The 19,735-nt window shown below is 73.5% G+C and carries 26 protein-coding genes; 13 read left to right on the forward strand and 13 right to left on the reverse strand.

Annotated elements, in window-relative coordinates:
- The 3 genes from E4P40_RS18370 to E4P40_RS18380 all read right to left on the reverse strand — a co-directional run.
- On the reverse strand, positions 1-319 hold a 319-nt coding region (locus E4P40_RS18370), incomplete at its 3' end, for an AbrB family transcriptional regulator (protein WP_209305405.1).
- A gap of 12 nt (positions 320-331) precedes the next feature.
- Positions 332-586 (reverse strand): transcriptional regulator, encoded by a 255-nt coding sequence (locus E4P40_RS18375; RefSeq protein ID WP_245160423.1) that lies wholly within the window; start codon positions 584-586, stop codon positions 332-334.
- 35 nt (positions 587-621) lie between these two features.
- Positions 622-1,089 carry a hypothetical protein gene (locus tag E4P40_RS18380; protein ID WP_135159959.1) on the reverse strand — a complete coding sequence of 156 codons (468 nt, stop codon included), beginning with the start codon at positions 1,087-1,089 and terminating at the stop codon, positions 622-624.
- 229 nt (positions 1,090-1,318) lie between these two features.
- Between E4P40_RS18380 and cobT the strand changes: the two genes are divergently transcribed.
- The 6 genes from cobT to E4P40_RS18410 all read left to right on the forward strand — a co-directional run bounded on the left by cobT (position 1,319) and on the right by E4P40_RS18410 (position 6,484).
- Positions 1,319-2,428: a nicotinate-nucleotide--dimethylbenzimidazole phosphoribosyltransferase gene (cobT, locus tag E4P40_RS18385; RefSeq protein ID WP_245160424.1), complete on the forward strand. Its 1,110-nt coding sequence runs from the start codon at positions 1,319-1,321 to the stop codon at positions 2,426-2,428.
- The gene (gene cobA / locus E4P40_RS18390; RefSeq protein WP_135159960.1) at positions 2,425-3,714 is read left to right on the forward strand and encodes a uroporphyrinogen-III C-methyltransferase; all 1,290 of its coding nucleotides are present in this window, start codon (positions 2,425-2,427) and stop codon (positions 3,712-3,714) included. The genes cobT and cobA overlap by 4 nt, the downstream gene beginning before the upstream one ends.
- An 82-nt stretch (positions 3,715-3,796) precedes the next feature.
- Positions 3,797-4,732 (forward strand): ABC transporter ATP-binding protein, encoded by a 936-nt coding sequence (locus tag E4P40_RS18395; RefSeq protein ID WP_167762287.1) that lies wholly within the window; start codon positions 3,797-3,799, stop codon positions 4,730-4,732.
- The gene (locus E4P40_RS18400; protein ID WP_135159961.1) at positions 4,729-5,583 is read left to right on the forward strand and encodes an ABC transporter permease; all 855 of its coding nucleotides are present in this window, start codon (positions 4,729-4,731) and stop codon (positions 5,581-5,583) included. Before E4P40_RS18395 ends, E4P40_RS18400 begins: the two co-directional genes overlap by 4 nt.
- Positions 5,580-5,867, forward strand: coding sequence for a helix-turn-helix transcriptional regulator (locus tag E4P40_RS18405; protein ID WP_135159962.1), 288 nt, complete (start codon positions 5,580-5,582; stop codon positions 5,865-5,867). Before E4P40_RS18400 ends, E4P40_RS18405 begins: the two co-directional genes overlap by 4 nt.
- A complete protein-coding gene (locus E4P40_RS18410; protein ID WP_135159963.1) occupies positions 5,864-6,484 on the forward strand; it encodes a hypothetical protein in 621 nt (206 codons plus the stop codon). The genes E4P40_RS18405 and E4P40_RS18410 overlap by 4 nt, the downstream gene beginning before the upstream one ends.
- Here the strand turns inward: E4P40_RS18410 and ygiD are convergent.
- A complete protein-coding gene (gene ygiD / locus E4P40_RS18415; RefSeq protein ID WP_209305406.1) occupies positions 6,481-7,332 on the reverse strand; it encodes a 4,5-DOPA dioxygenase extradiol in 852 nt (283 codons plus the stop codon). The two genes, E4P40_RS18410 and ygiD, sit on opposite strands and share 4 nt — an antisense overlap.
- Positions 7,333-7,365: 33 nt before the next feature.
- A complete protein-coding gene (locus E4P40_RS18420; RefSeq protein WP_135159964.1) occupies positions 7,366-8,085 on the reverse strand; it encodes a (2Fe-2S)-binding protein in 720 nt (239 codons plus the stop codon).
- Between the two features lie 110 nt (positions 8,086-8,195).
- Between E4P40_RS18420 and acs the strand changes: the two genes are divergently transcribed.
- From acs to E4P40_RS18435, 3 genes are all read left to right on the forward strand, one after another.
- Entirely contained in the window at positions 8,196-10,145 is a 1,950-nt protein-coding gene (acs, locus tag E4P40_RS18425) for an acetate--CoA ligase (RefSeq protein ID WP_135159965.1), read from the forward strand.
- A 70-nt stretch (positions 10,146-10,215) separates the two neighbouring features.
- Complete coding sequence (locus E4P40_RS18430) at positions 10,216-10,728, forward strand: phage holin family protein (protein ID WP_135159966.1); 513 nt, start codon at positions 10,216-10,218, stop codon at positions 10,726-10,728.
- A 19-nt stretch (positions 10,729-10,747) separates the two neighbouring features.
- On the forward strand, positions 10,748-11,674 hold the full coding sequence (locus E4P40_RS18435) for an alpha/beta hydrolase (protein ID WP_135159967.1): 927 nt from the start codon (positions 10,748-10,750) through the stop codon (positions 11,672-11,674).
- 76 nt (positions 11,675-11,750) lie between these two features.
- On the opposite strand, the gene E4P40_RS18440 is transcribed toward E4P40_RS18435, so the two are convergent.
- From E4P40_RS18440 to nth, 5 genes are all read right to left on the reverse strand, one after another.
- Complete coding sequence (locus E4P40_RS18440) at positions 11,751-12,932, reverse strand: MarP family serine protease (protein WP_135159968.1); 1,182 nt, start codon at positions 12,930-12,932, stop codon at positions 11,751-11,753.
- A 3-nt stretch (positions 12,933-12,935) separates the two neighbouring features.
- Entirely contained in the window at positions 12,936-13,346 is a 411-nt protein-coding gene (locus E4P40_RS18445) for a plastocyanin/azurin family copper-binding protein (RefSeq protein ID WP_245160425.1), read from the reverse strand.
- Positions 13,347-13,429: 83 nt separating this feature from the next.
- On the reverse strand, positions 13,430-14,173 hold the full coding sequence (locus E4P40_RS18450) for a CoA pyrophosphatase (protein ID WP_209305407.1): 744 nt from the start codon (positions 14,171-14,173) through the stop codon (positions 13,430-13,432).
- Complete coding sequence (locus E4P40_RS18455; protein ID WP_135159970.1) at positions 14,170-14,745, reverse strand: TlpA disulfide reductase family protein; 576 nt, start codon at positions 14,743-14,745, stop codon at positions 14,170-14,172. The genes E4P40_RS18450 and E4P40_RS18455 overlap by 4 nt, the downstream gene beginning before the upstream one ends.
- On the reverse strand, positions 14,742-15,548 hold the full coding sequence (gene nth / locus E4P40_RS18460) for an endonuclease III (RefSeq protein WP_245160426.1): 807 nt from the start codon (positions 15,546-15,548) through the stop codon (positions 14,742-14,744). Before nth ends, E4P40_RS18455 begins: the two co-directional genes overlap by 4 nt.
- A gap of 56 nt (positions 15,549-15,604) precedes the next feature.
- On the opposite strand from nth, the gene E4P40_RS18465 reads away from it, so the two are divergent.
- Together E4P40_RS18465 and E4P40_RS18470 are read left to right on the forward strand one after the other, a co-directional pair.
- A complete protein-coding gene (locus E4P40_RS18465; protein ID WP_135159971.1) occupies positions 15,605-15,844 on the forward strand; it encodes a hypothetical protein in 240 nt (79 codons plus the stop codon).
- Between the two features lie 141 nt (positions 15,845-15,985).
- Positions 15,986-16,660 carry a Crp/Fnr family transcriptional regulator gene (locus E4P40_RS18470; RefSeq protein WP_135159972.1) on the forward strand — a complete coding sequence of 225 codons (675 nt, stop codon included), beginning with the start codon at positions 15,986-15,988 and terminating at the stop codon, positions 16,658-16,660.
- Between the two features lie 120 nt (positions 16,661-16,780).
- On the opposite strand, the gene E4P40_RS18475 is transcribed toward E4P40_RS18470, so the two are convergent.
- The 3 genes from E4P40_RS18475 to E4P40_RS28185 are packed head-to-tail and all read right to left on the reverse strand — an operon-like array spanning position 16,781 to position 18,230.
- On the reverse strand, positions 16,781-17,596 hold the full coding sequence (locus E4P40_RS18475; RefSeq protein WP_245160427.1) for an NUDIX domain-containing protein: 816 nt from the start codon (positions 17,594-17,596) through the stop codon (positions 16,781-16,783).
- Positions 17,593-18,063 carry a RidA family protein gene (locus E4P40_RS18480; RefSeq protein ID WP_135159973.1) on the reverse strand — a complete coding sequence of 157 codons (471 nt, stop codon included), beginning with the start codon at positions 18,061-18,063 and terminating at the stop codon, positions 17,593-17,595. Before E4P40_RS18480 ends, E4P40_RS18475 begins: the two co-directional genes overlap by 4 nt.
- On the reverse strand, positions 18,060-18,230 hold the full coding sequence (locus E4P40_RS28185; protein ID WP_167762288.1) for a hypothetical protein: 171 nt from the start codon (positions 18,228-18,230) through the stop codon (positions 18,060-18,062). Before E4P40_RS28185 ends, E4P40_RS18480 begins: the two co-directional genes overlap by 4 nt.
- Before the next feature lie 110 nt (positions 18,231-18,340).
- Between E4P40_RS28185 and E4P40_RS18485 the strand changes: the two genes are divergently transcribed.
- Both E4P40_RS18485 and E4P40_RS18490 read left to right on the forward strand, forming a co-directional pair.
- Positions 18,341-19,333, forward strand: coding sequence for an ArsA-related P-loop ATPase (locus tag E4P40_RS18485; RefSeq protein WP_135159974.1), 993 nt, complete (start codon positions 18,341-18,343; stop codon positions 19,331-19,333).
- A partial coding sequence (locus tag E4P40_RS18490; RefSeq protein ID WP_167762289.1) for an ArsA-related P-loop ATPase occupies positions 19,333-19,735 on the forward strand: 403 nt, incomplete at its 3' end. The genes E4P40_RS18485 and E4P40_RS18490, both read left to right, overlap by 1 nt.

Consider the following 19,735-nt stretch of genomic DNA (forward strand, 5'->3'; position numbering starts at 1 on the left):
GGAGCCCCGCACCGAGGCTGAGGCCGAGCGTGGCGACCGTGACGGCGAGGACGGGCAGCCAGTTCGCGGCGACCGCCCGCAGGGTCTCCAGGTCGATGAGCGATCCCATCGAGACGCCGAGCACGGCTTGCGCCGCGGTCATGGCCGTCCCGGGCACCGTCAGCCGGCGGGGGAAGCCCAGGGCGCGGCCGAGGCCGACGAGCAGACCGGCGAACAGCGTGGGCGACGGCAGCCCCAGCGCCCCGAGGACCATGCCGACGCCGACGGTGACGACGACCACCAGGGCGAGGTCGAGCAGCTGGTCCCGTCGCTCGCCCACGCGGTCACTCTGTCAGCCGCCGGTGATCCGCCTCAGCTCGGCGACGTGGGCCTCGAAGGCCTTCCGCCCCTCCCCGGTCAGCGCGAGGTTGGTGCGCACGCGGGACGCCCGGGTCGACTTGCGGACCTTCACGTAGCCCGCCTCCTCCAGCTGGCGGACGTGCTTGGACAGCACCGAGTCGCTGACACCCACGTGCTCGCGCACGGTGGCGAAGTCCATGTCGTCGACCGCGGCGAGCAGTCCGCAGACCTGGAGGCGGGGTGGCATGTGGACCACCGCGTCGAACCGGGGCTGGACCGCCGTCACAGCTCGCCCTGGAGCTCGGCCACGTAGATCCGGGTCCACCAGCGGCTGATGACCGCGATCGCGACGCCCACCACGATCCCGCCGACGACCATCGCTCCGCGCACGTCGAGCAGGAACTCGAACATCGCGGCGACGCCGACGACGAGCGCGTAGACCACGAACCACACCTTCACGGCGCGCTGGGTCGGTCCGGGCCGCAGGCCGTTCACCCAGACGCCGGTGATCCGGCGGTAGAGAGCCATCAGGCCCCGGAGGCCGAGGAGGAGCAGGACCAGGGCACCGCTGATCACCCACGCGTCGTGCGTCGCGTACGACGAGAGGAAGCCGGCGACCAGCAGCCCGAGCAGGGCGTCGTACCACCAGGGCTGCACCACCCGTCCGGCCAGCGCGGCCCGGTCCTCGCCCAGGGCGGCGAGCTCCGCCGCAGCCGTCGTCGCGTCCATCGTCCCGCCGTCGCTTTCCATGTCGGAAAGTATGGAGGCCGACTTTCCGAGTCGTCAAGTCATCCGACACGGGCGTGTCACAGTCTGCGAGGACCTCCCGCCGGGCGGCGGCGTCCACCGGGCGCTGCGCGACCAGGGGTGGCGGTGCGCCACGGCGACAGCTTCCCGGGCCTCGCCGCCGGCCACCTGCGGGTCGCCGTCCGGGACCCGGGGACCTCCCGGTCGTTCGCCGCCGCCCTCGCTGGGATCCTTGCCGAAAACCCGCGGCCGAGGAGATCTCCTGAGCACCTACTTCGCCGGCACCCTGCTGGCCGACACGATCGCCGCCGTCGTTCCGCGCGACGCCGCCGCCGAGCGCGCCGCCCGGGAGCGACTGGACCGGATGACCAAGCCGCCCGGCTCCCTCGGCGTCCTGGAGGACGTCGCCGCCCAGCTGGCCGGGATCGCCGGCGCCTGCCCCGCTCCCCTGCCGGTTCCGGCGGTGGTCGCCGTCTTCGCCGCGGACCACGGCGTGCACGCCCAGGGCGTCACCCCGTGGCCGCAGGAGGTGACGGCGCAGATGGTCGCCAACTTCCTCGCCGGCGGCGCGGTGGTGAACGCCTTCGCCGCCGAGCTCGGCGCGGAGGTCGTCGTCGTCGACGTCGGGGTGGCCTCGCCGCTGGACCCGGCCGACGGACTGCTGGACCGGAAGGTCCGGCCCGGGACGGCGGACCTCGCCGTGGGTCCGGCGATGACCGTCGACGAGGCCCGGCAGGCGGTCGAGGCCGGCATCGAGGTGGCCCTCCGACTGGCCACGGCGTCCCCCTGCCTGGTCACCGGCGACATGGGGATCGCGAACACGACGGCGTCCGCGGCCCTGGTCTGCGCCTTCACCGGCGCGACCCCGGCGGCCGCGACCGGCCGGGGCACCGGCGTGGACGACGCGACCCTCGCCCGCAAGGTCGAGGTGGTCTCCCGGGCCGTCGGCCGGGTCCCCGTCCGTCCGAGGACGCCGGAGGCGGCGCTCGCCGTCCTCGCGGAGGTCGGCGGGCTCGAGCACGCGGCGCTGGCCGGCTTCGTGCTGGGCGCAGCGGCCGCCCGGGTGCCGGTCCTGCTGGACGGCGCGATCGCGGCGTCCGCGGCCCTGGTCGCCGCCGCCCTCTGCCCGCCGGCGCTGGACTACGCGATCGCCGGTCACACGTCCGCCGAGCCGGGTTCGGCCCTCGCCCTCGAGCACCTGGGACTGCGTCCGCTGCTCGGGCTGGACCTCCGGCTCGGCGAGGGCACCGGCGCCCTGCTGGCCCTGCCGCTCGTGGCGAGCGCGGCCCGGGCACTGCGCGACGTGGCGACGTTCGACTCGGCGGGCGTGACGGAGAAGTGAGCGCTGGGAGGGCAGGGGACGGCACAGCCCCGGCCGGCGGAGCGGTCTACCCCGTCGGCCTGCGGCTGCACGGGCGGCACGTGGTCGTGGTCGGCGGTGGGCAGGTCGCCCACCGGCGGGTGGCCGGCCTGATGGAGGCGCACGCGCGGGTCACCGTCGTCAGCCCGGACGTCACGCCCGCGCTGGAGGCACTGGTCGAGCCGGGCTCGCTCACCTGGATCGCGCGGCGGTACGAGGCCGGCGACCTGGACGGTGCCTGGTACGCGATGGCGGCCACCGACGACCCCGCGGTGAACGCCGCGGTCGCTGCGGAGGCCGAGCGCGCCCGCATCTTCTGCGCCCGCGCCGACGACCGCTCCGCCTCCAGCGCCTGGACCCCCGCGGTGGGCCGCCACGGCGACCTGGTCGTGGGCGTCCACGGTGGCGGCGATCCGCAGCGGGCGGTGGGGGTGCGCGACGCCGTCCTCGCCGGGCTGACCGACGGCACCGTCGCCGACCGCACCTCCCGGGCACCGCACGGCACCCGGCCGGGCAGCGTCGTCCTGGTCGGCGGCGGCCCGGGGGACCCGGGGCTGATCACCGTGCGTGGACGGCACGCGGTCGCCCAGGCCGACGTGGTGGTGGCCGACCACCTCGCGCCGCTGTCCCTGCTGGCCTCCCTGCCGACCGACGTCGAGGTCATCGACGCCTCGAAGCTGCCGCGCGGGCGGTCGATGGCTCAGGAGCAGATCAACGCGCTCCTGGTCGAGCACGCGCTCGCCGGCCGACGGGTCGTGCGTCTCAAGGGCGGCGACCCGTTCGTCTTCGGGCGGGGGATGGAGGAACTCAAGGCGTGCGTGGCCGCGGGGGTCGCCGTCGAGGTGGTGCCCGGTGTGACGAGCGCGATCGGCGTCCCGGGGCTGGCCGGCATCCCGGTGACCCACCGCGGCGTGACGCACGAGTTCGTCGTCGTCTCCGGCCACCTGCCGCCCGGTCATCCGAAGTCGCTGGTGGACTGGGCCGCGATCGGGCGGCTGCGCGGCACCGTCGTCGTCCTCATGGGGGTCGACACCGCCCCCGCGATCGCCGCCGCGCTCGTCGAGCACGGCCGCGCGCCGGGTACGCCGGTGGCGATCATCTCCGACGGCTCGACAGCGACCCAGCGCACCGTCCGGACCACGCTCGCCGACCTCCCGCGGACCGTGGTCGAGGAGGCGGTGCGTCCGCCGGCGGTGTGGGTGGTGGGGGACGTCGTGGACCTGCACGACCCGCGAGGGACGGTCGACGAGGACGACGAACCGGACTGAGCCGCCACGAAAGCACTTGTACTGCACATGTAGCACTCCTACTATCGGGCCCACCTACCGGCCGACCCCAGGTGGTGTGGCGATGAGCGTGCAGTCCCAGCCCGGAGCGGAGCCCGTCGTCCGGGTCCGCGGGCTCCGGATGAGCTACGGCCCGCGGGAGGTGCTGACCGGGGTCGATCTCGACGTCCACACCGGCGAGGTCGTCTGCCTGCTCGGCCCCAACGGCGCCGGCAAGACCACGACGATCGAGATCCTCGAGGGCTTCCGGCTGCGCTCCGGCGGGGACGTGCAGGTGCTCGGGGAGGACCCGGCCCACGGCGGTGACGCCTGGCGCGCCCGGGTCGGCGTCGTCCTCCAGTCGTGGCGGGACCACGCGCGCTGGACCCCGCGCAAGCTGCTCGAACAGCTCGGCGGCTACTTCGCCCCCTACGCCACTCCGGACCGACCGCGCCCGTACGAGGTGGACTGGCTCCTGGACACCGTCGGGCTGACCGACAACGCCGACCGCAAGATCCACATGCTGTCCGGCGGGCAGCGGCGCCGCCTCGACGTCGCCGTGGGCATCGTCGGCCGCCCGGAGCTCCTGTTCCTGGACGAGCCGACCGCCGGGTTCGACCCCCAGGCTCGGCGGGACTTCCACGACCTCGTGCACCGGCTCTCCGACCTGGAGGGCACCAGCATCCTGCTCACCACGCACGACCTCGCCGAGGCCGAGCGGCTGGCCGACCGGATCCTCATCCTCGCCAACGGCCGGATCGTGGCCGACGGCAGCGCCGAGGCGCTCACCCGGCAGGTCGCCGGCAGCTCGGAGGTGCGCTGGGCGCGCGGTGGCGAGCACTTCGTGCACGCGACCGAGGACCCGACGTCCTTCGTCCGGCGGCTGTTCGAGCAGCACGGGGACGAGATCGCCGACCTCGAGGTCCGCCGGGCGAGCCTCGAGGACACCTACATCGCCATGGTGCAGCGGTTCGAGTCCGGCGAACGGACCGCGCCGACCCTCGAGGAGGCGACCCGATGAACCACACCTGGCACGCGATCGGTCTCGGCCTGCGGCGCGGGTGGACGGAGTTCCGGTTCAGCCTGCGCAGCCCCCAGGACCAGGGCTTCTACCTGTTCATGGGCGTGGTCACGCTGGCCTACCTCTGGTTCAACCGCGACAGCGAGGTCGAGGGCACCGACCTGCTGATGCCCACGGTCGCCCTGCCGAGCATCCTCGGGGCGCTGCTGGCGTTCGGCGTGATCATCGGCCCGGCGTACAGCCTCGCCATGGAACGGGAGGACGGCACGCTGCTCCGGCACAAGGCCGTGCCCCACGGGATGCAGGGCTACGTCACCGGTCAGCTGCTCTACCACTCGCTGGGGCTGGTGCCGCTGCTGCTGGTCATCCTCGTGCCGGGCTTCCTGCTCTTCGACGGCCTGATGAGCGAGGGCGCCTCGGGCTGGCTGACCTTCGCGTGGGTGCTCGTCCTCGGCCTCCTGGCCACCCTGCCGATCGGGATGGTGCTGGGCTCGATCGTGCCGGGCGTCCAGAAGGTCGGCACCTGGGGGATGCTCCCCGTCCTCGTCGTCACGGCGATCTCGGGGATCTTCGCGCCGATGCAGGCGCTCTGGGGCTGGGTGCAGGTCGTGGGCCAGGTCTTCCCGACGTACTGGATCGGCCTCGGCATGCGGTCTGCCTTCCTCCCCGACTCCGCGGCGGCCGCCGAGCTGGGCGGTTCGTGGCGGACCGGGACGACGGTCGCCGTCCTCGTCGCGTGGGCGGTCGCCGGCCTGCTCGTGACCCCGGCGGTGCTGCGCCGGATGGCGCGCCGCCAGTCGGGCTCGCAGGTGCAGGAGGCGCGCGAGGCCGCGCTGCAGTGGGTCAAGTGAGCGCAGAACGGGCCGGCGACGCCGTCTACAACCGGATCGCGCTGCTGCGGGCCGAGCAGGGCGTGACCCGGCGACAGCTCGCCGACGCCCTCGGCGTCCACTACCAGACCGTCGGTTACCTCGAGCGCGGCGAGTACAACCCCAGCCTGCACCTGGCCCTGCGGATCGCGGAGTTCTTCGGGCTGCCGGTCGAGACGATCTTCTCGACCGACCCCTTCCCCCGGATCAGCGACCTCCGGCCACCGGACGCGGACGACGGCCGGCCGTCCGGGCGCACGGCGTGATCGGCCGCCTCGTCCGCCGGTTCGCGCGGAGCCAGGCCGGCCTCGCGCGGGCGCTGTGGTGGACCGTCCGGGGTCGCGTGGACGTCGGTCCGGGGGACGTCGCACTGCCGTACAACGGCCTGGACCGGGTGCTCCTCTGGACGCTCGTCGTACTCGGCGTGCTGGAGACGGCCGTCGTCCACGTGCTGGTCTCCTGGCCGCCGCTGCGCTGGACGCTGCTGGCCCTCGGCGTCTACGGGCTGCTCGCCTTCGTCGCCTTCGACGGCACGCTGCGCCAGCGCCCGCACCTGCTGCGCGGCGGGGAACTCGTGCTGCGGTTCGGGCACTTCCGCACTGTGCGCGTCCGGCTCGACACGCTCACGGCGGTGCGGAAGCACGTGACCGGCGAGCACAAGCGGACGGTCGAGGTCGGCGGCGACGGACTCGCGGTGTCGTTCATGGGCGAGACGCACGTCGAGCTCCGCTTCTCCCCGCCCGCGGAGGCGGAGATCGACGGGCGGACGACGACGGTCACGACGGTTTCCTTCGCCGCGCACGACGCCAGGGCTGCGGTCCCGCTGCTCCGGGCGCGGATGCCGAGCTCAGGCCACGACGTTCCCGCGGGAACGCCCGGCTAGATGTTGGCGCCGTCGGCGGGTGGCCCTTCCGGCAGCGGGGCGGCCACGCCGGATCCGGAGGACGGCGGCGAGGCCATCCCCACGCTGTAGGCGGTCATCGAGAGCGAGCCGTAGGCGTAGCCGTCGACCAGGACGTCCACCGGCGCGCTCGTCGCACCGGCGACGCCGGCGACGTAGAGCAGCGGCAGGAAGTGGTCCGGTGTCGGGACGGCGAGGTCGTAGTCGCGGTGCCCGTCGAGCCGGCCGACCTCGGTCGGCGTGGTCAGCATCATCTCCTTGGCCTGCTCGTCGAACCGCTGCGCCCACTCGAAACCCGAGTCGGGCAGGGCACGGCTGACCCCGCCGAGGTTGTGCACCACGTTGCCGCTGCCGATCACCAGCACCCCGTCCTCGCGCAGCGGAGCCAGGGCCGCCCCGAGCTGCAGGTGGTAGTCGAAGGACTTGAGCGCGTTGATCGACAACTGGACGACGGGGATGTCGGCGTCGGGGAACGCGTGCATCAGCACCGACCAGGCGCCGTGGTCGATGCCCCAGCTGTCGAGGTCGGCGCCCACCCACGTCGGGTGCACGATGTCGGCGACCTCCTCGTACAGGTCCGGCAGGCCGGGCGGCTGGTAGTCGACCTCGAAGAGCTCGCGCGGGAAGCCGAAGAAGTCGTGGATGGTGCGCGGGCGGGGCATCGCGGTGACGGCGGTCGCGTGCACGTACCAGTGCGCGGAGATCACCAGGATCGCCCGGGGACGCGGCACCGCCTGTCCGAACGCCTGCCAGGCCTCGGTGTACCGGTTCTTCTCCAGCGCGTTCATCGGGTTGCCGTGACCGAAGAACGCGGCGGGCATGACGGACATGCGGCTCTCCCCAGTCGTCGTCGACTGCGCCGATCATCGCCCCGCCGACGGCCGACGGCGAGACAGCGAGCGGAGCAGCTCCAGCCGCTCCCCGGGCGGGCGGCGGGGGCAGGAGGTGCACATCGATCCGCCGGGCAGCCGGTCCATCAGGCAGCACGACGCCCGGAGGGTGAACCGCGTGTCGCCCACGTCGACGTAGCGCGGTACCGGCAGCGGCGCTCCGACCGCGGCGGCCAGCTTCGCGGCCGACCCCGTCACCCGCTCCACGTCGCCCAGCGCCCGGCCGAGAGCCAGGAGCTGGTTGGCGACGGAGTCCGTGGCGATCCCCCAGAGGGGCCGCTCCCGCATCCGGCCGGCCTCGGCCACCGCCGCGACGACCGCCGCGAGGGACGCGCGCAGCTCCGCGGCGACGTCCCCACCCGGTGCGGACGACGTCGCCGCGACCGGCCGCCCGCCCGGCAGGAACGCCATGGCCGTGTCGGCCAGGCGGGCCGACAGCGGCGTCCCGGTCACGAGCCCCGCCAGCGCGGGTGTCACGAGCACCAGCGACGCCGAGTACCACCAGACCGTCGCCTGCACCCGCGGATCGGCCGACCCGAGGGTCCCCGCGCGGAGCGCCAGCAGCTCCGCCGTCCACCCAGGATCGGCCAGCGCCGTCGCCGGGACGACGGCAGCCGAGGGCGGGGCCAGGAGCCCGAGCGCCGCCGCACCGGGGATCCCTGCAGCCACGCGCGACTGCAGCCCGGTGCCCACCGGCCCAGTCTGGTCCCCGCCGTTCCGGTTCCCCGCCCGGGCCGGGGAGACGCGGACGCTCCCGACGCCATACGGTGTGGTCGGAGCCACGAACACCTGAGAGGCAGCGCATGAGCGAGACGAGCCACGCCGAGGGACGCACCTTCGATCCGCCGCAGCAGCTGGCCGCGCACGCGAACGTCGGTCCCGACGTCTACGACGCGGCCGAGCGCGACCGCCTGGCGTTCTGGGCCGAGCAGGCGCGCCGGCTGACCTGGACCCAGGAGTGGGACGAGGTCCTCGACTGGAGCAACCCGCCGTTCGCGAAGTGGTTCGTCGGCGGCAAGCTCAACGTCGCCTACAACTGCGTCGACCGGCACGTCGAGGACGGGCACGGCGACCAGGTCGCCTACTTCTGGGAGGGCGAGCCCGGCGACACCCGCCGCATCACCTACGCCGAGCTCAAGGACGAGGTCTGCAAGGCCGCCAACGCCCTGCTGGAGCTCGGGGTCCGGGCGGGCGACCGGGTCGCCATCTACATGCCGATGATCCCGGAGACGGTCATCGCGATGCTGGCCTGCGCTCGCATCGGCGCCGTCCACATGGTGGTCTTCGGCGGCTTCTCCGCCGACGCGCTCGCCAGCCGGCTCGACGACGCCGGCGCCGTCCTGGTGATCACCTCCGACGGCGGTTACCGCCGGGGGGCGCCCAGCGCCCTCAAGCCCGCCGTGGACGACGCCGTGAGCCGCAGCCCCGGCGTCCGCAACGTCATCGTGGTCAAGCGGACCGAGCAGGACGTCGAGTGGACCGAGGGCCGCGACCTCTGGTGGGACGACGTCGTCGAGCGCCAGTCGACCGAGCACGAGCCGGAGTCCTTCGACGCCGAGCACCCGCTCTACATCATGTACACGTCGGGGACGACGGCGAAGCCGAAGGGCATCCTGCACACCAGCGGCGGCTACCTGACCCAGGTCGCCTACACGCACTGGGCGACCTTCGACCTCAAGCCCGACGACGACGTGTACTGGACGGCCGCCGACGTCGGTTGGGTCACCGGCCACAGCTACATCGTCTACGGGCCGCTGGCCAACCGGGCCACCTCGGTGATGTACGAGGGGACGCCGGAGACGCCGCACCGCGGGCGCTGGTGGGAGATCATCCAGAAGTACGGCGTGACGATCCTGTACACGGCGCCCACGGTCATCCGCACCTTCATGAAGTGGGGCGAGGACGTCCCGAAGGGCTTCGACCTCTCCAGCCTGCGGGTGCTCGGGTCGGTCGGGGAGCCGATCAACCCGGAGGCGTGGCTCTGGTACCACGAGCACATCGGCGGCGGCCGCTGCCCGATCATGGACACCTGGTGGCAGACCGAGACCGGCGCGCACATGATCACGCCGCTGCCGGGCGTGACGAAGCTCGTGCCGGGTTCCGCCCAGGTGCCCTTCCCCGGGATCTCCGCGAAGGTCGTGGACGACGAGGGCAACGAGCTGGCCGACGACTCGACCGGGCTCCTCGTGCTCACCGAGCCGTGGCCGTCGATGCTGCGCACCATCTGGGGCGACGACGACCGCTACGTCGACACCTACTGGTCGCGGTTCGGGAAGAACGTCTACTTCGCCGGGGACGGCGCCAAGAAGGACGCCGACGGCAACATCTGGCTGCTCGGCCGGGTGGACGACGTCATGAACGTCTCCGGCCACCGCATCTCCACGACCGAGGTGGAGTCCTCGCTCGTCGGGCACGCGGCGGTCGCCGAGGCAGCGGTCGTGGGCGCCAGCGACCCGACCACCGGACAAGGGATCGTCGCGTTCGTCATCCTGCGCGAGAGCGGGACCGACTCCGGCGACGAGCTGGTGCAGACGCTGCGCAACCACGTGGCGCGCGACATCGGCCCGATCGCCAAGCCGCGCCAGATCATGGTCGTGCAGGAGCTGCCCAAGACCCGCTCGGGCAAGATCATGCGCCGGCTGCTGCGCGACATCGCCGAGAACCGGGAGCTGGGCGACGTGACCACGCTGACCGACTCCAGCGTCATGAACATGATCAAGGAGAAGCTGCCGGCCGCTCCTTCGGAGGACTAGGGGGCGCGGGCCCGGGCGTCGTACGGCACGATTCCCCTGACCAGTACCGACGTCTGAGGAGGAGCCACCCGTGGCCCACAGTGTGTCCAGCGCGTCCAGCACGGCGCCGGCTGTCCGGGCCGCGGGATCCGGGGAGCCCTCCGTCGGCACCCTCGTGCAGAGCGCCATGGCGGACATGTCGACGCTGATCCGGAGCGAGATCGAGCTGGCCAAGGCCGAGGTCGGCCGGTCGGCGAAGAAGGCCGGCATCAGCGTCGGGTTGTTCGGTGCCGCGGGCGTGTTCGCCGCGTTCGCCGGGATCTACTTCTTCGTCACGGTCGCCGAGGCGCTCACGGCCCTGGGCCTGCCGCGCTGGGTCTCCTACGGGATCGTCACCGTCTTCCTGCTCCTGCTCGCCGGCAGCGCCGCGCTGATCGGCCTGCGCATGATCAAGAGGATCGAGAAGCCGGAGCGCACGATCGAGACGCTGAAGGACCTGCCGGAGCTCGCCCACCGGGAGGCGCCGGGCGAGCGGCACCGGGCCGTCCCCGAAGTCGTCAACGGCAAGGTCAAGCGGCAGGGCGCCGACTCGTACACGCTGTGACGGCCCTGCCCCTCCCGTCATGACGGGCCTGCCCGACAGCCGGCCCGACGCGACGAGCGTCCTGCTGCCAGGCCCCTGGACCCACCGCGACATCTCCTGCAACGGCGTCCGCCTGCACGCGGCGGAGACCGGGCAGGGGCCGCTGGTCCTGCTGCTGCACGGCTTTCCGCAGTTCTGGTGGACCTGGCGGTCGCAGCTGACCGCCCTGGCCGAGGCCGGGTACCACGTCGTCGCGCCGGACCTGCGCGGCTACGGGGCCAGCGACAAGCCACCCCGCGGATACGACCTGCCGACACTTGCGGCCGACATCGCGGCGCTGGTGCGGGCGGTCGGCGAGCAGGACGCGGTGGTGGTCGGCCACGACTGGGGCGGGCTGCTCGGCTGGACGGTGGCCGCGCTGCACCCGCGCAGCGTCCGCCGGCTGGTCGTGCTCTCGATGGCACACCCGCGTCAGCTGCGGTCCGGGATGACCGACCGCGAGCAACGGAAGGCCTCCCGCTACGCCCTGCGCTTCCAGGTGCCCCGGCTGCCCGAGCGGATGCTGACCCGCGCCGACGACGACCCGGTCGCCGATCTGATGCACCGCTGGGCCGGGCCGGAGTGGCGGCGCACGGCCGACTTCGCGGAAGCCGTCGACCGCTACCGGTCCGCGTCCCGGATCCCGCAGGCCGCCTACGGCGCGATGGAGTACCACCGCTGGGCGGCCCGCTCGCAGCTGCGGCCCGACGGCCTCCGTTACGCCCGCCGCATGGCCGCCCCCGTCACGGCACCGACCCTGCAGCTGCACGGCCAGCAGGACAGCTGCGTGCTCGCATCCACCGCGCGCGGTTCCGGCCGCTACGTCGCCGGGGCGTACGAGTGGCGCGAGCTGCCGGGCATCGGCCACTTCCCGCAGGAGGAGGCACCCGACCTCATCAGCGGGGCCATCGCCGATTGGGCTCGTTGAGAAAGCCGTCCGACCCTGTCCAGGGCACCGCCCGGAGCTCGCGAGGGGTGGGGAGGACGGGGCCCTTACCGGGGCCTTACTCGCAGGGACCGGTCGTGACCTCGGCCGACGTCCGGCTGCCCGCGGTCGCGGCCGGGGCCACCTCCTGGGCGGTCAGCGCGTAGCCGGTGTTCGGGTCGTCGATGGCCGAGGCGAAGACGACGCCGAGCACCCTGCCCTCGGTGTCGAAGAGCGGCCCGCCGGAGTTGCCCGACCGGACGCTGCCGAACAGCGCGTACACGTCGCGCTCGACGTTCTGCGTGTCCCGGAAGTCGGGACCGCTGATCTCGCCACCCTGACGCACCCGCGCCGGTCCGACGTAGAACGGGCCGCCGCCGGGATAGCCCATGATGATCGCGTCGTCGCCGGACTCCGCCCGCTCCGGCGTGAAGGTCAGCGGCACGGTCGGCAGACCGGGGACGGCGAGCACGGCGACGTCGGTGAGCTCGTCCACGTAGACCGGCGTCGCGTCGTACTCCTCGCCCTCGGCGATCACGACCGGGTCGGTGACGCCGGCGAGCACGTGCGCGTTCGTCATGACCCGCTCCGGGTGGTAGACGAACCCGGAGCCGTCGATCTGCCGCGAGCACGACGGCGCGATCCCGGTGACCTTGACGACGGAGCCCTGGACGGAGGCGACGACCGGGCTGGCCGTCAGCGCGTCGTCGGGCGCGGGGACGTCGCGGACCTGGGTGGGCGTGAGCGGGTCGAGGACGTCGGGCAGGCCGCGCCGGTCGATGGCCTCCCGCAGGTTGTCGTAGACGTTCCGGACGCCGTCCGGGACGGCGGCGTCGACGGCCTGCACCAGCGCCGACTGCCGCACCTGGCTGGAGACCTGCGGGAACGGCGAGCTGGCCAGTGGGGAGGCGACCATCCAGGCCACCAGCAGCACCGCGGCCGACGACACGACGGCGCCGGCGACCGAGTCGACCATCTTGGCCGGCTCCCACGTCACGTGGGAGCGGATCGCCCGCCCGACCGCGCCGGCCAGGATCTGGCCGAGGAGCGCGCCCGCCAGCACCACCACGAGGGCGGCGAACACCCGCGTCACGCTCGACCCGTCGATGCGGTCGGCCACGGGCCCGGACAACTGGGCACCGAGCACCGCGCCGCCCAGGAACCCGAGGATCGAGCTGGAGGAGACGAGCAGCCCCTGCCGGAATCCCGACAGGGCGAACAGCAGCGCGAGGGCGATCAGCACGAGGTCGACGACGGACACGGCCTAGCCCCGCACCGTCATCGTGCCCACCTGACCGAGCTGGACGTGGAGGCTGCACTCGAAGGGATGGTCGCCGGGGGCGGTCACCTCGAACTCGATCGTCTTCTCCTCGCCCGGCGCCAGGATGGAGATGCCCTCGGTGATCTCCTCGGGGCCCTCCCCCGTCGTGAACTTCAGGTTGTGGGTCATCTGCTCGGCCACGTTGACGACCGTGAGCCGCACCGGACCGGGGGCGACGGTGAACCGGTCGGGGGTGAACACGTAGTCGTCCTGCGTCTGCAGGGTGATCTCCTGGACGCCGTCGTCGGCCGTCGTCACCTCGCCGACGCCGGCAGCGGTGGTCACGGGCGCCGCGGACGACGGCTCGTCGCCACCGCAGCCGACCAGGAGCCCGGAGATCAGCGCCAGGATCACGGCGGTCGATGCCCGGTGGCCCCGTCCAGAGGCTCGCCATGAGCTTGCGAATGGTGAGGAGGACGGGGTCCTTCTCCTTCTACTCATCGGGGCGGAACCGTACGCGTCGGGGGGCCGTCGGGCGCGGGATCGGCGACCGTCGGCGCGGCGGCGTCCTCCTCCCCGCCGGCGTCGACGGACCCGGGCAGCCGGTAGGGACGGATGGCCGAGGCCGGCAGCGGCCGGACGTCGCGCTCGTCCCACGGCTGCGCCAGCCCGGCGGCCTCGAGGATCGCCTCCAGCAGCCCGGCGGTGAAGCCCCAGACGAGCATGTCGGCGACGGCGAACGCCGGGCCGATGTAACCCATGGGATGGCTGACCCGGAACCGGTTGGCCGGATCGGTCAGGTCGGCCAGCGGCACCCGCGCGACCCTCGCCACCTCCCGCGGATCGCCGACGCTGACGTCCCGCGGGTCGTCCCACCAGGCCACCACCGGGACGACGAGCCGGTCCGACGGGGGCAGGTAGAGCTCCTGGAGGGTCGCCACGACGCGGACGCCCTCGGGGTCGATCCCGGCTTCCTCCTCGGCCTCGCGCAGCGCCGTCCCGACCGGGAAGTCGTCCCCCGGGTCGACGCCCCCGCCGGGAAAGGCCGGCTGGCCGGCGTGGCTGCGCAGGTGGGCCGACTTCTCGATCAGCAGGACGTCGGGCCCCATCGGGCCCTCGCCGAACAGGATGAGCACCGCCGACCGGCGGGCCGTCGCCGACGCCTCCGGCATGCGGTGCCGCAGCGGCAGGTCGGCAGCGGACTCGATCAGGCGCGCCAGGTACTCGGGGAGATCGCTCACAGCTGCACCCCGAGGTGCTGGGCGACGAGGCTGCGCAGCTCGTCCACGGACGTCACCACCGCGGGCTGGACGTGCGTGACGGACCCGTCCGCAGCGACGAACACGGTGAACGGCAGCACGTTGAGCCCCAACTGGGCCGCCAGCTCCCCGTCTCCGTCGTAGGCGATCGGGAAGCCGAGCCCGGCGTCCGCCGCGTAGGACGTCGCCTGGGGGACGCCGTCCTGGCTGTTGACCCCGATGACCCGCACCCGGTCGCCGGCCTCGTCGGCGAACTGCTGGATCAGTGGGAGCTCCTCACGGCACGGAGCGCACCAGGTGGCCCAGAGATTGAGCACGGTCGGGGAACCGGGGGCGCGCGTCAGGTCGAGCGTCCCACCGCCGAGACAGTCGAACGCCAGGTCGGGGGCCCCGGCCGGTGCGACGGCGTCCTCCTGCTCGGGGCACGGCGGGAGGTCGGTCGCCACAGCGGCGGGATCGTTCTCCGGTGCGGGAGGGACCGGCTCCGGCTCCGCGGTGCAGCCGGCGATCAACGCTGCCAGGCCGAGGGCGGCGATCCCGCGTCGGGCCGTCACTCGGTGTCCGATGCCGCAGGCGACTTGACGAGCTTCAGCGCCACCTCCGGATCGATCGGGCCGATGCCGAACGACGGGCACCAGCGGGCCAGGCCGCAGGCGCCGCAGGCGGCCTTCTTCGCATGGCAGACGCGACGCCCGTGGAAGATCACGCGGTGGCTGAAGTCGGTCCACTCCTTCTTCGGCACGAGCTCGGCGATCTGGGCCTCGACCTTCACCGGGTCGTCCTCCGCCGTCCAGCCGAAGCGCCGCACGAGACGGCCGAAATGCGTGTCGACGGTCAGCCCGGGGACGTCGAAGGCGTTGCCGAGGACGACGTTGGCGGTCTTGCGGCCGACGCCGGGCAGCGTGACGAGGTCGGCCATCCGGCCCGGCACCTTCCCGTCGAACCGCTCGACCAGCGCCTGGCTCAGACCCAGGACGGAGTTGGCCTTCGCCCGGAAGAAGCCGGTGGGCTTGAGAATCGCCTCCAGCTCCTCGCGGTCGGCCCCGGCGAGGGCGACCGCGTCCGGATACCGGGCGAACAGCGTGGGCGTGACCTTGTTGACCATCTTGTCGGTGGTCTGCGCCGACAGGACCGTGGCGACCAGCAGCTCGAAGGCGTTGGTGAAGTCCAGCTCGCAGTGCGCGTCGGGGTGGATGACGGCGAGCTCGCGGGCCATCCGCCGGGCCCGGCGGGTGCGCGCGAGGGGCGACTCGTCCGGATCGAAGGGCGACGCCCCGGTCAGCGCGACGGGGGTCGGACGCCGGGCGCGCACCGGGCGGGCGTAGCTCTGATCGGGGACGGGGACGGGCACTGACACGCGGTCGAGCGTAGGCGGCAACCCTGACACCGTCCGGGCGTGGGATCATCGAGCACGTGGTCGCACTCAGCGTGATCCTCTTCCCCCCTCTCCTGATCGCCTTCCTGCTGGTCATGGAGCGGGTCGAGGAGCCGCTCCGCCGGCCGGCGTCCCCGCGCGAGGTGTCGGAGTTCCTGAGCACCGCCACGCCGGGCGAGGTCGACACGCTCGCCTCGTCGGGCATCCGCCGGGCCCTGTTCCGCTGGCGCCGCCGGCGCGGGAAGCGCGGCACGACGACGAACCCACCGATGGTCTGAGCCGACTGTGCGCCATCCCACTCGCTCGGAGGGGGGACCCGGCCGCCCACCGAACGGGTGACGGAAGGCACAGCCGCCTAGACTCCCCTGCGGACACGGGCGCCGAAGCGTTCCGTCAGAGCTGTTGTGGGAGGACGTGTAGTGGACGAGGTGCTGGCCCAGTCCGGGCTCTTCCAAGGGCTCTCGGACGAGGCGGTCGAGCCGGTCCTGAGCCGTCTGGAGATGAGCACGCTGCCGCGTGGTCGCGTGATCTTCAACGAGGGCGAGCCCGGCGACAGTCTCTACATCGTCGTGAGCGGCAAGATCAAGCTGTCGCGCCGCGCCCCTGACGGCCGTGAGAACGTGCTGGCCGTGATGGGTCCGTCCGACCAGTTCGGCGAGCTGTCGGTCTTCGACCCCGGCCCGCGGACGGCGACCGCCACCGCCGTCACCGACGTGAAGCTGGCCAGGATGCCGCAGTCGGTGCTGCGGCTGTGGATCGAGGCCCACCCGGAGATCGGCGAGCAGCTGCTTCGCGTGCTGGCCCGTCGCCTGCGCCGCACCAACGACTCCGTCGCCGACCTGATCTTCACCGACGTCCCCGGCCGCGTGGCCAAGGCGCTGCTGCAGATGGCCGACCGCTTCGGCAGCCGCGAGAGCGAGGGCCTGCGGGTCAAGCACGACCTCACGCAGGAGGAGCTGGCCCAGCTCGTCGGCGCCTCCCGCGAGACGGTGAACAAGGCGCTGGCCGACTTCGTGCACCGGGGCTGGATCCAGCTGCAGGGCAAGTCGGTCGTCGTCCTCGACGAGGAGCGCCTCCGCCGAAGGGCGAGGTAGGGGGAACTCGCCTCTGCGAAGGTCGTGACCGGTGGCGGGCCCGAAGGGTCCCCGCCGGACGCGACGGCGCGGCTCAGCGCAGCAGTGGAACGGCCCCTGGTGGCGGTGTGACGCGGAGCGTCACGAAGGTAATGGCACGACCATGCGGATGCGGGTGCCGTCGGGGAGCACGGCCCAGCGGCCGTCGGGGGTCTCCTCGAACGTCGGGCTGATCGGGTGCAGCGGCTCCGGCGGTGAACCCGCGAGCGCCGCGGCGACGTCGGGGAACTCCGCCAGCTGACCGAGGGTGTGGCTGGTCGGGGGCAGCATCGGCCGGGCCCCGACCGACAGCTCGGCGAGCGCGGCCGCGGGCGTCAGCCACGACGCCTCGTCGGCCTCCCCCGAGACGTGCCGGGCTTCCTGGCCGACCGGCAGCGCGGCCACGAAGAACTTGGTGTCGTAGCGCCGCGGCTCGACCGGCGGGGTGATCCAGTGCGCGAACGGCCGGAGCAGGTCCGAGCGGACGGCGAGGCGGCGGCCGGCCAGCAGCTCCGCGAGGGACAGCTCCCGGGCGAGCAGGGCCTGGCGCTGCTCCTCCCAGTCGTCCCCGGACACGTCCGGGACGACGTCCCCACCCTCGGGGTGACCGGCCAGCAGGACGCCGGCCTCCTCGAACGTCTCCCGGACGGCCGCGCAGACCAGCTCGCGCGCCATCCGCTCGTCGCAGCCGAAGGCCGCGGCCCAGTCCGCGGGTCCCGGCCCCCACCACGCGATCTCGGTGTCGCCGTCGCGGGGGTCGACGCCGCCGCCCGGGTAGGCGGTCATCCCGCCGGCGAACGGCATGCCCTTGGTGCGGCGCAGCAGGTAGACCTCGAGCCCGGACTCCCCGTCGCGCAGGATGAGGACGGTCGCGGCCTGCTTCGGCTCCGTACCCGCTCCCCCGCCCAGCCCGGTCACCGAAGTTCGACGGTCAGCTCGATCTCGACGGGTGCGCCGAGCGGCAGCTCGGCCACGCCGATGGCGCTGCGGGCGTGCTGCCCGGCATCCCCGAAGATCTTGCCGAGCAGCTCGCTGGCGCCGTTCACCACGCGCGGCTGACCGGTGAAGCCCTCGGCGCTGGCCACGTAGCCGACGACGCGCACGACGCGGGCCACCGAGTCCAGGCCGACCAGCTCGTGGACGGCGGCGAGGGCGTTGAGCGCGCAGACCTTGGCGTCGCCGGCCGCGGCCTCCACGTCGACCGAGCCGCCGACCTTGCCGGTGCGGCGCATCCCCCCGTCGACGAACGGCAGCTGTCCGGACGTGAAGACGAGCGAACCCGAGCGGACGGCGGGCACGTAGGCGGCCACCGGCGCGGCGACGTTCGGCAGCCGGATGCCGAGCTCGGCCATGCGCGCGAGCCACCCCTGGGCGGGGGCCGTCATGACGGGCGCTTGAGGTACGCGACCAGCTGGTCGGAGCCACCGGGGCCCGGGAGGACGGTCACCAGTTCCCACCCGTCGACGCCCCAGGAGTCGAGGATCGCCTTGGTGTTGTGGATCAGCAGCGGGATGGTGGCGTACTCCCACTTGCGGCGGGCCGGTTCGGTCATGGGCAGGACGCTAGCGCAGCAGGGTGACCTGACCCGCGGCCCCGTGCAGGGCCCCGCGCCGAGCCTGCGAGGAGTGGGGGGCACGGGTTCCTTCTCCTACGCTGGTGCGGGTGAGCCCCCACCCGTCCTCCGTGCGCCTGCACGTCGTCACCGGCAAGGGCGGGACCGGCAAGACCACCGTCGCCGCCGCGCTGGCCCTCGCCCTCGCCGCTGACGGCGGCCAGGTGCTGCTGGTCGAGACGGAGGGCCGGCAGGGCATCGCGCAGCTCTTCGACACCCCGCCGCTGCCGTACGAGGAGCGCCGGGTGGCCGTCGTCCGTGGCGGCGGGGAGGTGAAGGCCCTCGCGATCGACGTCGAGGAGGCCCTCCTCGACTACCTCGACATGTTCTACAACCTGCGGCGGGCCGGCCGGGCGCTGCGCAAGATGGGTGCGATCGACTTCGCCACCGCCATCGCCCCGGGCCTCCGCGACGTGCTGATCACCGGCAAGATCAAGGAGGCGGTGACCCGCCGTCGCGACGGTCGCCCCGTCTACGACGCCGTGGTCGTCGACGCCCCGCCCACCGGGCGGATCACCCGCTTCCTCGGGGTGACGGCGGAGATGGCGCAGCTGGCCCGCTCCGGCCCCATCAAGACCCAGAGCGACGGCGTCATGGCCGTCCTCCGCTCGCCCCAGACGGCCGTGCACCTGGTGACCCTGCTCGAGGACATGCCGGTGCAGGAGACCGCAGACGCCATCGCGGAGCTGACCGAGGCCAAGCTGCCGATCGGGTCGGTGATCGTGAACATGGCCACCGAGCCCGTGCTGCCCGAGCCCGCCCTCCAGCGCGCCGCCGAGGGCACGCTCACCGGGGCCGACCTCGCTCCGGCGCTCGCCGCCGCCCACCTGCACGGCGGCGACGACCTCGCGGACGCCCTGGCCGCCGAGGTGACGGAGCACGCCCAGCGCTGGGCGGCCCAGGACGAGCTGCGCGACGAGGTGGAGGATCTCGGCCGGCCGACGGTCGAACTGCCGTTGCTGACCGGCCCCATGGACGTCGGTTCGCTCTTCGAACTCGCGGGCCGCCTCGAGGACCACCTGCGCAGCGAGGTGGCCGCGTGATGGCCGCCGAGCCGCAGCCCGCCGGCGAGGCGACTCCCGGGTCCGCCCGCGGCGCGCGCCAGCACCGGCCCGCCCGGCCGGGACCACTGGCCCCGCCGATGGACCTGCGTGCGCTGATCGAGGACCGCGAGACCCGCATCATCGTGTGCTGCGGCGCAGGGGGGGTGGGCAAGACGACCACGTCGGCGGCGCTCGCCCTGGCCGCCGCCGAGGCCGGCCGGACGGTCGTCGTCCTCACGATCGACCCCGCCCGACGGCTGGCGCAGTCGCTCGGGCTGGTGGAACTGGACAACGAGCCGCGGCAGGTCCACATCCCTGGTGACGCGGCCGCAGGGGCCGACGGCGAACTGCACGCCATGATGCTGGACATGAAGCGGACGTTCGACGACGTCGTCGCCGCGC

This window comes from Blastococcus sp. CT_GayMR20 (assembly GCF_004570345.1).

Excerpts from the sequence above, each read along its gene's own strand:
- E4P40_RS18375 (WP_245160423.1), bottom strand. The coding sequence starts at position 586 with ATGCCACCCCGCCTCCAGGTCTGCGGACTGCTCGCCGCGGTCGACGAC.
- E4P40_RS18380 (WP_135159959.1), bottom strand. The coding sequence starts at position 1,089 with ATGGAAAGCGACGGCGGGACGATGGACGCGACGACGGCTGCGGCGGAG.
- E4P40_RS18395 (WP_167762287.1), top strand. The coding sequence starts at position 3,797 with ATGAGCGTGCAGTCCCAGCCCGGAGCGGAGCCCGTCGTCCGGGTCCGC.
- E4P40_RS18400 (WP_135159961.1), top strand. The coding sequence starts at position 4,729 with ATGAACCACACCTGGCACGCGATCGGTCTCGGCCTGCGGCGCGGGTGG.
- ygiD (WP_209305406.1), bottom strand. The coding sequence starts at position 7,332 with ATGTCCGTCATGCCCGCCGCGTTCTTCGGTCACGGCAACCCGATGAAC.
- acs (WP_135159965.1), top strand. The coding sequence starts at position 8,196 with ATGAGCGAGACGAGCCACGCCGAGGGACGCACCTTCGATCCGCCGCAG.
- E4P40_RS18435 (WP_135159967.1), top strand. The coding sequence starts at position 10,748 with ATGACGGGCCTGCCCGACAGCCGGCCCGACGCGACGAGCGTCCTGCTG.
- E4P40_RS18480 (WP_135159973.1), bottom strand. The coding sequence starts at position 18,063 with ATGACGGCCCCCGCCCAGGGGTGGCTCGCGCGCATGGCCGAGCTCGGC.
- E4P40_RS28185 (WP_167762288.1), bottom strand. The coding sequence starts at position 18,230 with ATGACCGAACCGGCCCGCCGCAAGTGGGAGTACGCCACCATCCCGCTG.